12 protein-coding genes are annotated in these 12,983 nt (G+C 66.9%); 8 read left to right on the top strand and 4 right to left on the bottom strand.

Translation table 11 applies throughout. The annotated features are described in order from the left end of the window. Positions 1-17: 17 nt before the first annotated feature. Entirely contained in the window at positions 18-1,019 is a 1,002-nt protein-coding gene (gene dhaK, locus ASD23_RS07230) for a dihydroxyacetone kinase subunit DhaK (protein WP_056008760.1), read from the bottom strand. A gap of 206 nt (positions 1,020-1,225) precedes the next feature. On the opposite strand from dhaK, the gene ASD23_RS07225 reads away from it, so the two are divergent. Both ASD23_RS07225 and glpK read left to right on the top strand, forming a co-directional pair. Then, positions 1,226-2,011: an MIP/aquaporin family protein gene (locus tag ASD23_RS07225; protein WP_082571292.1), complete on the top strand. Its 786-nt coding sequence runs from the start codon at positions 1,226-1,228 to the stop codon at positions 2,009-2,011. A 92-nt stretch (positions 2,012-2,103) separates the two neighbouring features. Further along, positions 2,104-3,618: a glycerol kinase GlpK gene (gene glpK / locus ASD23_RS07220; protein WP_056008756.1), complete on the top strand. Its 1,515-nt coding sequence runs from the start codon at positions 2,104-2,106 to the stop codon at positions 3,616-3,618. Positions 3,619-3,683: 65 nt separating this feature from the next. On the opposite strand, the gene trpD is transcribed toward glpK, so the two are convergent. Beyond that, positions 3,684-4,736: an anthranilate phosphoribosyltransferase gene (gene trpD / locus ASD23_RS07215; RefSeq protein WP_056008753.1), complete on the bottom strand. Its 1,053-nt coding sequence runs from the start codon at positions 4,734-4,736 to the stop codon at positions 3,684-3,686. A gap of 135 nt (positions 4,737-4,871) precedes the next feature. On the opposite strand from trpD, the gene ctaE reads away from it, so the two are divergent. The 6 genes from ctaE to ASD23_RS07185 all read left to right on the top strand — a co-directional run bounded on the left by ctaE (position 4,872) and on the right by ASD23_RS07185 (position 10,742). After that, entirely contained in the window at positions 4,872-5,504 is a 633-nt protein-coding gene (ctaE, locus tag ASD23_RS07210; RefSeq protein ID WP_056008750.1) for an aa3-type cytochrome oxidase subunit III, read from the top strand. 49 nt (positions 5,505-5,553) lie between these two features. Further along, positions 5,554-6,348 (top strand): cytochrome bc1 complex diheme cytochrome c subunit, encoded by a 795-nt coding sequence (gene qcrC / locus ASD23_RS07205; RefSeq protein ID WP_056008747.1) that lies wholly within the window; start codon positions 5,554-5,556, stop codon positions 6,346-6,348. Positions 6,349-6,387: 39 nt separating this feature from the next. Further along, complete coding sequence (gene qcrA / locus ASD23_RS07200) at positions 6,388-7,464, top strand: cytochrome bc1 complex Rieske iron-sulfur subunit (protein WP_056008744.1); 1,077 nt, start codon at positions 6,388-6,390, stop codon at positions 7,462-7,464. Continuing rightward, positions 7,461-9,068 (top strand): cytochrome bc1 complex cytochrome b subunit, encoded by a 1,608-nt coding sequence (qcrB, locus tag ASD23_RS07195; RefSeq protein ID WP_056008741.1) that lies wholly within the window; start codon positions 7,461-7,463, stop codon positions 9,066-9,068. Before qcrA ends, qcrB begins: the two co-directional genes overlap by 4 nt. Before the next feature lie 152 nt (positions 9,069-9,220). Continuing rightward, positions 9,221-9,994 (top strand): methyltransferase domain-containing protein, encoded by a 774-nt coding sequence (locus ASD23_RS07190; RefSeq protein ID WP_162248735.1) that lies wholly within the window; start codon positions 9,221-9,223, stop codon positions 9,992-9,994. A gap of 58 nt (positions 9,995-10,052) precedes the next feature. Continuing rightward, on the top strand, positions 10,053-10,742 hold the full coding sequence (locus tag ASD23_RS07185; protein ID WP_327019783.1) for a methyltransferase domain-containing protein: 690 nt from the start codon (positions 10,053-10,055) through the stop codon (positions 10,740-10,742). Between the two features lie 69 nt (positions 10,743-10,811). Here the strand turns inward: ASD23_RS07185 and ASD23_RS07180 are convergent, their stop codons facing one another. Next, positions 10,812-11,243: a cytochrome c oxidase subunit 4 gene (locus tag ASD23_RS07180; RefSeq protein WP_056008732.1), complete on the bottom strand. Its 432-nt coding sequence runs from the start codon at positions 11,241-11,243 to the stop codon at positions 10,812-10,814. Next, positions 11,243-12,979, bottom strand: a complete 1,737-nt coding sequence (ctaD, locus tag ASD23_RS07175; RefSeq protein ID WP_056008730.1) for an aa3-type cytochrome oxidase subunit I — start codon at positions 12,977-12,979, stop codon at positions 11,243-11,245. Before ctaD ends, ASD23_RS07180 begins: the two co-directional genes overlap by 1 nt. Positions 12,980-12,983 lie beyond the last annotated feature (4 nt).

The raw sequence follows: 12,983 nt of genomic DNA, 5'->3' as shown, positions 1-12,983 counted from the left end.
CGATCCTTCGCTCGGGCCTAGCGGCCCCACCGCAGCGCAGCCGTCTGCACCGGGGCATCCCACAATTCGATCATCTCGTCATCGAGCTTCAGCAACGTGATCGACATTCCCTGCATCTCGAGCGCGGTGATGTAATTGCCCACGAGGGAGCGGGCGATCTCGATGCCGCGCTCCTCGAGCACTTCCGCCGCCCGCCGATAGGCCAGATACAGCTCGATCTGCGGCGTGCCGCCCATGCCGTTGACGAAGAGCAGCGCTCGCTCGCCGCGCTCGTACGGGAGGTCTTCGAGGATCGGCTCGAGCAGCCGATCGACCAGGCGATCGGCGGGTTCGAGCTTGACGCGTTCCCTCCCGGGCTCCCCGTGGATGCCGATGCCGATCTCGATCTCGTCTTCGGCGAGCGTGAAGCTCGGCTCGCCGGCGTGGGGCACGATGCACGGCGTCAGGGCGAGCCCCATCGAGCGCGCATTGGCGTTCACGCGCTCCGCGACGGCGACCACCTCGTCGAGCGAGTCCCCGCGTTCGGCAGCGGCGCCGGCGATCTTCTCGACGAGCACGGTGCCGGCAACGCCCCGGCGACCTGCCGTGTAGAGCGAGTCCTTGACGGCCACGTCGTCGTTCGTGACGACGGAGCGGACCTCGATGCCGTCGGCGGCGGCCAGATCGGCGGCCGTCTCGAAGTTCAGCACATCGCCCGTGTAGTTCTTCACGATGTGGAGCACCCCGGCCCCTCCGTCGACCGCCTTCGTCGCGGCGAGGATCGGATCCGGCGTCGGCGAGGTGAACACCGCACCCGGCACGGCGGCGTCGAGCATGCCGAAGCCGACGTACCCCGCGTGCAGGGGCTCGTGCCCGCTGCCGCCGCCGCTCACGATGCCGACCTTGCCGGCGATCGGCGCGTCGGCACGTACGACATGGATCGGATCGAACTCCACGCGCACGAGTTCGGCATGGGCCAGGCCGAACCCTGCGACCGACTCGTCGACGACCCGCTTGGGATCGTTGATGATCTTCTTCACGACATCCCCTTCCCTCGACTGCCGGGCGCCGTTCAGCCGTGCAGCGACGTCGACGCAGCATTCCCCCGCCAACCTACGCCCGACGTGCGCTCAACCGTAAGGGGCAGCGCGAATCTCACCCGCCCCATTCCGCGCCGAAGCCGCTCTGAGTATCGTGGGCTGTGTTCCGCCCCTGGGCGATGCCCCCGGGCTAGCGAAAAGGATGGATGGTCAACGTGGACAATCTCGGAGTGTTGTTCCTCAGCGAGCTCGTCGGTACCGCGATGCTCGTGCTCCTCGGCTGTGGTGTCGTGGCCAACGTGGCCCTCGCCAAGACGAAGGGCTTCAACGGCGGATTCCTCATGGTGACGATCGGCTGGGGCCTCGCGGTCTTCGCCGGCGTCATCGTCTCCTACGCGTCGGGCGCGCACATCAACCCGGCCGTCACCCTCGGTCTCGTCGCCAACGGCGCGACCGAGTTCGGCAACGCCGGGCTCGGCCTCACCGTACCGGTCGATCCCGTCTCCGTGAGCGCGTACATCGGCGCCCAGTTCATCGGAGCGATCATCGGCGCCGTGATCGTCTGGCTCGCCTACAAGCAGCACTTCGACGAGGAGCCGCAACCCGCCTCGAAGCTCGGCGTCTTCTCGACGGGCCCCGGCATCCGCAACTACGCGTGGAACCTCGTGACCGAGATCATCGGCACCTTCGTGCTGGTCTTCGTCGTGATCGGCTTCGGCGGCGGCAGGCAGGGCGACGGCGGTCTCGCGGCCCTCGGAGCGTTGCCCGTGGCACTGCTCGTGATCGGTATCGGCGTCTCCCTCGGTGGCCCGACCGGCTACGCGATCAACCCGGCCCGTGACCTCGGCCCGCGCATCGCGCACGCCATCCTGCCGATCCACGGCAAGGGCGGCAGCGACTGGTCGTACTCATGGGTACCCGTGATCGGCCCGGTCATCGGCGGACTGCTGGCCGGGTGGCTGGCGATCCCGCTGCTGCCCATCATCACCTGATGACGTCGGGGCCGGTCCGTCGGGCCGGCCCCGCGTCATCCGCGGCACGACCGCCGGTCTCGGCCGGCTGAGCAGATTGAGAGAGAAACCGAATGGCCGACTACATCCTCGCGATCGACCAGGGCACGACCTCGTCGCGCGCGATCATCTTCGACAAGGCCGGATCGATCATCTCGACCGGACAACTCGAACACGAGCAGATCTTTCCGCAGGCCGGCTGGGTCGAGCACAACGCCACCCAGATCTGGGACAACACGCGCGAGGTGATCGGCCAGGCCCTCGGCAAGGCCAACCTCACCCGTCATGACATCGCCGCGGTGGGCATCACGAACCAGCGCGAGACCGCGGTCGTCTGGGACAAGACGACCGGTCGCCCCGTCTACAACGCCATCGTCTGGCAGGACACCCGCACCCAGCCGATCGTCGACCGGCTCGCGGCCGACGGCGGCGTCGAGCGATTCAAGCAGCAGGTCGGCCTCCCGCTCGCGACCTACTTTTCGGGCACGAAGATCGTGTGGATCCTCGAGAACGTCGAGGGTGCGCGTGAGAAGGCCGAGGCCGGCGACCTGCTCTTCGGCACGACCGACACCTGGGTGCTCTGGAACCTCACGGGCGGCGTCGACGGCGGCGTGCACGCGACGGATGTCACGAACGCCTCGCGCACCATGTTCATGGACCTCGAGACCCTCGCCTGGGACGACGACATCCTCGCCGCGTTCGGCGTGCCGAAGTCGATGCTTCCCGAGATCAAGTCGTCCTCGGAGGTCTACGGCCACGCGCACTCCTCGAGCCTGCTGCGCGAAGTCCCGGTCGCCGGCATCCTCGGCGACCAGCAGGCCGCGACGTTCGGCCAGGCGGCGTTCGACGCCGGTGAGTCGAAGAACACCTACGGCACGGGCAACTTCCTGATCTTCAACACGGGCGAGGAGATCGTCCACTCGAAGAACGGACTGCTCACGACGCTCGGCTACAAACTCGGGGATGCCGCTCCCCACTACGCACTCGAAGGCTCGATCGCCGTCACCGGGTCGCTCATCCAGTGGCTCCGCGACAACCTCGGCCTGTTCTCGAGCGCTCCCGAGGTGGAGGCGCTCGCGAAGACTGTCGAGGACAACGGCGGTGCCTACTTCGTGCCCGCGTTCTCTGGACTGTTCGCGCCGTACTGGCGCCCCGACGCCCGCGGCGCGCTCGTGGGCCTCACCCGGTACGTGAACAAGGGCCACATCGCCCGCGCCGCCCTCGAGGCGACCGCGTTCCAGACACGCGAAGTGCTCGAAGCGGTGAACGCCGACTCCGGCGTCGACCTGACGGAGCTGAAGGTCGACGGCGGCATGATCGCCAACAACACCCTCATGCAGTTCCAGGCCGACATCCTCGGCGTGCCGGTCGTGCGACCGGTCGTCGCCGAGACCACGGCACTCGGTGCCGCGTATGCGGCGGGGCTGGCGGTCGGCTTCTGGTCGAGCCTCGACGAACTGCGGGCCAACTGGCAGGAGGACTCTCGCTGGGAGCCCTCGATGGACGAGGCCGAGCGCGACCGCCAGATCCGCCTCTGGAAGAAGGCCGTCACGAAGACGTTCGACTGGGTCGACGCCGACGTGAAGTGACGTTCCGTGCTCGCTGAGCCTGTCGAATCGGGATTCCCCTTCGACAGGCTCAGGGCGCGGGAAGATCAGGCCTTCGTGGCCGCGATCCACTGCTCGAGCTTGCGTGCGGCGGCGCCGCTGTCGATGGCCGCCTCCGCGATCGCGATCTTCTCGGTGAATCGATCGAGGATCGCGCGCTGGAACTGGCTCGGATCCTTCGCGAGCTCGAAGGAGACGAGGCCGGCGGCGGCGTTCAGCACGACGATGTCGCGCACCGGACCCCGGGCACCGGCGAGCACCTCGTGCACGACGACGGCATTGTGCTGCGCGTCACCGCCCGCGAGCTGATCGATCGTGGCACGCGCGATGCCGAGGTCACGGGGATCGAGGTCGTGCTCCTTCACCGTGCCGAGCGACACCTCCCAGACATGGCTGTGGCCGGTCGTGGTGAGTTCGTCGAGACCGTCGTCGCCGCGGAACACCAGCGCCGTCGCCCCGCGGGTCTGGAAGACGCCGACGATGAGCGGCACCCGGTCGAGCTGCGCAACCCCGACGGCTGATGCTTCGGGGCGGGCGGGGTTCACGAGCGGGCCGAGGAAGTTGAAGACCGTCGGCACGCCGAGCTCGGCGCGCACGCGTCCGGCGTGACGGAAGCCAGGGTGGAACGCCGCGGCGTAGGCGAAGGTGATGCCGGCGTCGCCGAGCACCTGGGCGACCCGCTCGGCCGGCAGTTCGAGGTCGAGTCCGAGGGCGGCGAGCACGTCGGAGGAGCCCGACGACGAGCTCGCGGCGCGATTGCCGTGCTTGATCACCGGCACTCCGGATGCCGCGGCCACGATGGACGCCATCGTCGACACGTTGACCGTGCCGAAGCGGTCGCCGCCGGTGCCCACGATGTCGAGCGCCATCGGGTCGACCGGGAGCGCCACGGCGTGGTCCAGGATCGCGTCGCGGAAGCCGACGATCTCGTCGACCGTCTCCCCCTTGACGCGCAGGGCGATGAGGAAACCGGCCAGCTGGGCCTCGCTGATCGAGCCCGTCATGACCTGCTCCATGCACCACGCGGCATCCGAAACACTGAGATCGGACCCCTCGAGGAGGGAATTCAAGATGTCTGGCCAGTTCTGTCCTGCGGGCATGCGTCGATCCTATCTGCGTGATTCACGGCGGATTCGCGGCCTTCGCCCAGCCCAACTTAGGCTCGCCTTACCCGTCGGGAGCGACACGACTCCCCCGGATGACGAAAACTCAGGCCTCGTTTCAGCCATAATGGGATGGTGACGAGCACCTCAATCACTTATCAGGCGAGCGCGCCCCTGATCAAACGACCGAACACCGTAGCGGTGGGAACGATCGTCTGGCTCGGCAGCGAGGTCATGTTCTTCGCGGGACTCTTCGCGATCTACTTCACGCTGCGGTCGACATCACCCGAGCTGTGGTCCTTCGAGGCCGGCAGGCTGAACGTTCCGTTCGCGGCGGTGAACACGCTGATCCTCGTGCTGTCGTCGGTCACGTGCCAGTTCGGCGTCTTCGCGGCCGAGCGCCTCCAGCCGTATGCGACCGGATGGAAGCCGACCCAGTGGGGCGTGGTGGAGTGGTTCTTCCTCACCTACGCCATGGGCGGCGTCTTCGTCGCGGGTCAGGTCTGGGAGTACGCGACGCTCGTGTCCGAGGGCATCGCACTCGACTCGAACGCGTACGGCTCGGCCTTCTACCTCACGACGGGCTTCCACGCCCTGCACGTCACCGGCGGCCTGATCGCGTTCCTGTTCGTCATCGGCCGCGTCTTCGCGGTCAAGAACTTCGGTCACCGCGAGGCGACGAGCGCGATCGCCGTCTCGTACTACTGGCACTTCGTCGACGTGGTCTGGATCGGGCTGTTCTTCGTCATCTACGTCCTCAAGTAAGTCGCATCAGGAGCGTCAGCACAGCATGCCCGTGAACAGGAAGATACCCATGACTCGCCAGAAGCGACGCACCGGACGCCGGCACCCGCTCGCCACCGTCGCGCTCCTCGCGCTCGGCCTCGTCTTCACCGGCGGCGCATACGCCGCGCTGAGCAGCGGCACGATCGCGCAGGCCGAGGTCGACCCGAGCTCGCAGCAGACGATCGAGGAGGGCAAGAAGCTCTTCCAGGCCAACTGCGCCACGTGCCACGGGCTCTCGGCCCAGGGCACCGACGAGGGCCCCAGCCTCATCGGCGTCGGCGCAGCAGCCGTCGACTTCCAGGTCGGCACCGGCCGCATGCCGATGCAGATGCAGGGCCCCCAGGCACAGCAGAAGCCGCCGCAGTTCACCGACGAGCAGGTCAAGCAGCTGGCCTACTACGTCGCCTCGCTCGGCCCCGGCCCCGACATCCCCAGCGACCACCTCGTCAACGGCGGCGGAGACGCGGCGAACGGTGCGGAGCTCTTCCGCATCAACTGCGCGATGTGCCATAACGTCGCCGGCGCCGGCGGTGCGCTCACCGAAGGCAAGTTCGCTCCCCCGCTGACGGACGTCTCCGGCGTGCACATCTACGAAGCCATGGTCACCGGCCCGCAGAACATGCCCGTCTTCAACGACCTCAACATCTCGCCGGAAGACAAGCGCGACGTCATCACGTACCTCAAGTACGTGCAGGACAACCGCTCACCCGGCGGCATCGAACTCGGCTCCCTCGGGCCGGTCGCAGAGGGTCTGTTCATCTGGATCTTCGGTCTCGGCGCAATCGTCGCGATCACCGTGTGGATCACGGCGAAGTCCAACTAGCGCACGCCCCGGCACAGAAGTAGCTGAAGAAGGAGAACCATGGCACAGGACGACCACAGCGGCGCAGAGCTCGCCGCTGCCGACTCGTCGCACGCCGCGCACGACATCGCCGTCTCGCCGGGTACCGCGGTCATCGCCGCCGACTCGTTCGAGAACCCCGGCTTCCCGCCGCACCGGCCCCGAGTCACCGACCAGGAGCCCAAGCGCGAGAAGCGTGCCCAGCGCACCGTCTACACGCTGTTCTACCTGTCGATCCTCGGCAGCGTCTGGGCGATCGCCGCGTACATGCTGTTCCCGATCGAGTCCAACGACGTCGGTGCGGTCCGCCTGAACAACATGTTCTTCGGTCTCGGCGCGACCCTCGCCCTGCTCGCCATCGGTTTCGGCGTGGTGCACTGGGGCAAGGCGATCATGGCCGACGTCGAGCTCGTCGACGAGCGCCACCCCATCGGCGGCTCCCCCGAGACGCAGGCGGCCGCGGTCAAGGTCTTCGCTGACGCCGACCGCGAGTCGGGCTTCACCCGCCGTGCCGCGATCCGCAACAGCCTCATCGGTGCGCTGCTCGTCTTCCCGCTCCCCGCGATCGTGCTGTTCCGAGGATTCGCCCCGCAGGACCAGATGCCCGTCGAGCTGCTCAGCCACACGATGTGGAAGAAGGGCACCCGACTCGCGCTCGACCCGTCGGGCGTTCCGATCAAGGCCGGCGACGTCACCATCGGCAGCGCGTTCCATGTCATCCCCGAGGGTCTCCAAGACCTCGAGCACGGCAAGCTCGAAGAGAAGGCCAAGGCAGCGGTGCTGCTCATGCGCCTCGAGCCTGGCGAGCTCAACCATGCGCCCGGTCGCGAGAACTGGGCCTACGAGGGCATCGTCGCGTACTCCAAGATCTGCACGCACGTCGGATGCCCCGTCGCCCTGTACGAGCAGCACACGCACCACCTGCTGTGCCCGTGCCACCAGTCGCAGTTCGACGTCGCGAACGCCTGCGAGGTCATCTTCGGCCCGGCCGCTCGTCCCCTGCCTCAACTTGCGATCGACGTTGACGACGAGGGCTACCTCATCGCGCAGCACGACTTCACCGAACCCGTCGGTCCGAGCTTCTGGGAGCGCAATTGACCACCGCACCGTCCGCAACCGCGCCGCAGAAGCGGTCGTTCACGTCAGCTGCGTCCGTGTACGTCAACGAGCGCACGAGCATCGCGGGATTCGTCAAGGAGCTCGGCCGTAAGGCCTTCCCCGACCACTGGTCGTTCCTGCTCGGCGAGGTCGCGCTCTTCAGCTTCGTCGTCGTGCTCATCTCGGGCACCTTCCTGACGTTCTTCTTCCAGGCCTCGATGGTCGAGGTGCACTACGACGGCTCGTACGTGCCCCTCAAGGGCGTCGAGATGTCGGTCGCCATGGCATCGACGCTCGACATCTCCTTCGACATCCGCGGCGGCCTCTTCGTGCGCCAGATGCACCACTGGGCGGCTCTGCTCTTCGTCGCGGCCATCGGCCTGCACATGCTGCGCATCTTCTTCACGGGTGCGTTCCGCAAGCCGCGCGAGCTCAACTGGGTGATCGGCTTCACGCTCTTCATCCTCGCGATGGCCGAGGGCTTCACCGGTTACTCGCTTCCCGACGACCTGCTCTCGGGCAACGGCCTCCGCATCATCGACGGCATGGTCAAGGGCATCCCCCTGATCGGCACCTGGACCTCGTTCCTGCTGTTCGGCGGTGAGTTCCCGGGCACGCAGATCGTCGGCCGTCTCTACACGCTGCACATCCTGCTGCTGCCCGCGCTCGTCGTGGCGCTCGTCGCGCTGCACCTGGTGTTCGTCGTCGTGCACAAGCACACGCAGTACGCCGGCCCGGGCAAGAGCCAGCAGAACGCGGTCGGCCCGCCCATCCTCCCGATCTACGCGGCCAAGGCCGGCGGGTTCTTCTTCATCGTGTTCGGTGTCCTCGCACTCATCGCATCGATGTTCACGATCAACCCGATCTGGAACTACGGTCCGTACGACCCCTCCCCCGTCTCCGCCGGTACCCAGCCCGACTGGTACATCGGCTTCGCCGACGGCGCCCTGCGATTGATCCCGCCGGGCTGGGAGTTCGTCTGGCTCGACCGCACGTGGTCGTTCAACATCCTCGTGCCGTTGATCGTGATCGGCATCTTCATCGTGACCGTGCTGATCTACCCGTTCATCGAGGCGTGGGTCACGGGCGACAAGCGCGAGCACCACATCGCAGACCGGCCGCGCAACTCCCCGACGCGCACGGCGATCGGTGCTGCAGGTGTCACGTTCTACGCCGGCCTCTGGGCTGCGGCGAGCTCCGACATCCTCGCGACGCACTTCTCGCTCACGATGGAGGGCGTGATCCACGCGCTCCAGGCTGTCGTCATCATCGGCCCGTTCGTCGCCTACTTCATCGCGAAGCGCGTCTGCATCGCGTTGCAGAAGAAGGACCGCGAGATCGTGCTGCACGGCTACGAGTCCGGCCGCATCGTGAAGCTGCCCGGCGGCGAGTTCATCGAGGTGCACCAGCCCCTCGACGAGTACGACCGCTGGAGGCTCGTGAGCCAGGAGTCGTACGCGCCGCTCATGATCCGCCCCAATGCGCGTGGCAAGATCACTGCGGGTCAGCACGTTCGTGCGGCGCTCTCGCGTTGGTTCTTCGAAGACCGCATCGCGCCGGTCACGAAGGGCGAACTCGAGTCCGGCCACGACACCCACCACTGACGATCCCGTCAGAGAGATTCGGGCACCGCGCCATGTCGATCGATTCGACCTGGCTGCGGTGCCCGAACTGTTTCCAAGATCTGGAGTCGGTCACCGAGCGAGTGCTGGGGTGCGAGCTCGGGCACCGATTCGACCTCTCGAAGCATCACAGCGTGACCCTGCTGCCGCCACGAGCGCCCCGCACCACCGGCGATGATCGGCAGATGCTCGAGGCCCGCACTCGCCTGCTCGACTCCGGCGCCTACTCGCCGATCGCCGCCGCGCTCGTCGAGGCCATGCGCGACGCTCGACCTCGACCACGGTCCGATTCTGACGACGACGGAACCACTGCAGAGCGCGCTGCGACCGACGCGTCGAGAATCGTCGACCTCGGCTGCGGCACGGGCTATTACGCCCGCGCGCTCGAGCACGCAGCGCCGGGCGCCTCCGTGCTGCTCGCCGATCGCTCCCCCGCGGCCGTCCGAACGGCCATGCGGGCCGTTCCCGGCTCGACAGGCGTCGTGCTCGACCTCTGGCGACCGCTGCCGATCCGAGACGCCAGCGCCGACGTCGCTCTCAACGTCTTCGCCCCGCGGAATCCGGAGGAGTTCGCACGTATCGTGCGTCCCGGGGGTGTCCTGCTCGTCGTCGTGCCGACTGCATTGCACTTCATCGAGCTGCGGCGCATCGGAGCGGCGCTCGACATTCCCGACGGCAAGGCCGAACTCGTGACCGCACAGTTCTCCGACGTGGGTTTCACAGCGTCCGGGACCACGCGGGTCGAGTATCCCCTTGTCGCCGACGCCGAGACCCGCGAGTTGCTCGTGGACATGGGCCCCACCGCACATCATCGGGCCGACGGCGAACGGGCAGCGGCATCCGATGACCTCTCGGTGACCGTGTCGGTCGACGTCGTGACGTTCGTGCGTTCGCCTGCTCTTCAGTGACCGGTCGACGACATGCCTGGGTCTCGCCATCGATCGGCATCCGGACGAGAATGAAGCCATGGACGAGTGCTGCGATCCGCGGGTCCCATGCGGATTCGGCGACGTATTCGGTGCCAGATTCGCCGCGAAGCTGGCGCGCCGCTATCGACGGCACGGCCTGACCGACTCCGAGCGCCGCGTGACAGACCTCATCTCGGCTCTCGGCGTCGACGGCAGGTCGGTCTTGGAGATCGGCGGCGGCATCGGCGCCATGCAGCTCGCGCTGCTGGCGCGAGGTGCGGCGTCGGCCGTGAACCTGGAACTGTCGGACGCCTACGAAGCGGAGGCTGCGGAGTTGATTCGCCAGGCTGGAGTCGAATCCGCGGCAATCCGCATCATCGGGATCGATCTCGCCGTGCCAGGCCATGACATCGCACCGGCCGACTTCGTGATTCTCCACCGCGTCGTGTGCTGCTATCCCGACTTCACGCATCTCCTCGGCGCCGCGGCGGCCCATGCGCGGCTCGCGATCGTCTTCACCTACCCGTCGCCGTCGTGGGCGACCCGCGCACTGGTTCGACTGGAGAACGCGTGGATGGCGATGCGTGGGAGTCGGTACCGCGGCTTCGTCCACTCCCCTGAGGCGATGATCGACGTGCTACGACGCTCGGGCATGGTCGTCAGCGACCACGATCGCGTCGGCAACTGGAACGTGGCCGTGGCCCTCAGGGCACCGATCGGCAGCGCGGCGACGACGTCGACCGCCTGACGATGCGATGTCGCAGGTACGCGAAGAGCCCCGAGACGGTTTCCGTCTCGGGGCTCTTCGGGTTGAATCTCAGCGGGCGAAGTTGCCGCGGTAGTACTCGTAGACCCAGCCCACGAGGGCGACGATTCCGAGGCCGACCGCGATGTAGGAGATCCAGAACCCGATCGCGAGGCCCAGGAACATCAGCGCGGCAGCGGCGGCGAGCACGATCGGCCACCAGCTCCACGGGCTGAAGAACCCGAGTTCGGCGTCGCCGTCGTCGATGTTCGCGTCGAGTCGGTCCTCGGGCAGTTCAGCGCCCTGCGCCTTGTGCACCCGACCGAGGTAGAACGCGATGAACGCGCTCAGGACCGCGGTCAGCGTGATGGCGACCGTGCCGGCCCACTCGGGGTGGTCGAGGCCGTGCGCCGCGTTGTCGGCCCAGCTCCAGCCGATGTAGACGCCGGCGACGATCGCGAGGAAGACCGTCAGGATCCAGAAGAGGTTGACGTTGGCGCGCATTACTTGATCTCCTCCGTGGCAGCGTCATACGTGGGCGCCTGCGGTGCGTCCTTCGCCGGACCGATGCCGACCGGGATGCCGGCTTCGGGGTGGTTCAGGTCGAACGCAGGGCGCTCCGAACGGATGCGCGGGATCGAGGTGAAGTTGTGTCGCGGCGGCGGGCAACTGGTCGCCCACTCGAGCGAACCGCCGTAGCCCCACGGGTCGTTGACGGTGACCTTCGGAGCCCGACGAGCCGTGATGTACACGTTCAGGAAGAACGGGATCATCGAGACCGCCAGGATGCCGGCGCCGATCGTCGACAACTGGTTCATCCAGGTGATGTTGTCTTCGGGCAGGTACGAGTAGTACCGGCGGGGCATCGCTACTACGCCGAGCCAGTGCTGGATCAGGAACGTCGTGTGGAAGCCGATGAAGAGCAGCCAGAAGTGCCACTTGCCGAGCGTCTCGTTCAGCATCTTGCCGGTCCACTTCGGCCACCAGAAGTAGAAGCCGGCGAACATCGCGAAGACGACGGTGCCGAACACCACGTAGTGGAAGTGGGCGACGACGAAGTACGTGTCGGACACGTGGAAGTCGAGCGGCGGCGACGCGAGGATGACGCCGGTGAGGCCACCGAACACGAAGGTGATGAGGAAGCCGAGCGACCAGATGAGCGGCGTCTCGAAGGTGATCGAGCCGCGCCACATCGTGCCGATCCAGTTGAAGATCTTCACACCCGTCGGCACTGCGATGAGCATCGTCATGAGCGCGAAGAACGGCAGCAGCACGGAGCCGGTGACGTACATGTGGTGAGCCCACACCGTGACCGAGAGGGCCGCGATCGCGATCGTCGCGTAGATCAGGGTCTTGTATCCGAAGATCGGCTTGCGGCTGAACACCGGGAAGATCTCGGAGACGATGCCGAAGAACGGCAGCGCGATGATGTAGACCTCGGGGTGGCCGAAGAACCAGAACAGGTGCTGCCACAGGATGACACCGCCGTTGGCCGGGTCGAACACGTGGGCACCGAAGATGCGGTCGGCGCCGGCAGCCAGGATCGCCGCGGCGAGCACGGGGAAGGCCATGAGCACGAGGATCGACGTCACGAGGGTGTTCCACGTGAAGATCGGCATGCGGAACATCGTCATGCCGGGCGCGCGCATCGTGATGATCGTCGTGATGAAGTTCACGGCACCGAGGATCGTGCCGAAACCGGAGAGGCCGAGGCCGAGCATCCAGAGGTTTCCGCCGACACCTGGCGAGAACGTCGTCGACGCGAGTGGCTGATAGGCGAACCATCCGAACGACGCCGCACCCTGCGGGGTGAAGAAGCCGGCGACCGCGATCAGCGAACCGAAGTTGAAGAACCAGTACGCGAGTGCGTTCAGACGCGGGAACGCCACGTCGGGAGCACCGATCTGCAGCGGCATGAGCACGTTCGCGAAGCCCGCGAAGAGCGGAGTCGCGAACATGAGCAGCATGATCGTGCCGTGCATCGTGAACAGCTGGTTGTACTGCTCACGCGTCTGGATGATCTCGAGGCCCGGCTCGAAGAGCTGCGCCCGGATGATCAGCGCCATGACGCCGCCGATGCAGAAGTAGATGAACGCGGTGATCAGGTACATGTACCCGATGACCTTGTGGTCGGTGGACGTGATCCACTTGACGAGGATGTTGCCCTTGCGTTCGACCTTGGAAGCGCCGAACGGAAGCGTGCTCGCAGAGGGGCGAGCCGGTGCGGTCGTGGTGCTCATCGCG

This window comes from Agromyces sp. Root1464, from assembly GCF_001427265.1.
Classification (GTDB): Bacteria; Actinomycetota; Actinomycetes; order Actinomycetales; family Microbacteriaceae; genus Agromyces; species Agromyces fucosus.
This window is presented reverse-complemented; position numbering and strand designations above follow the sequence as displayed.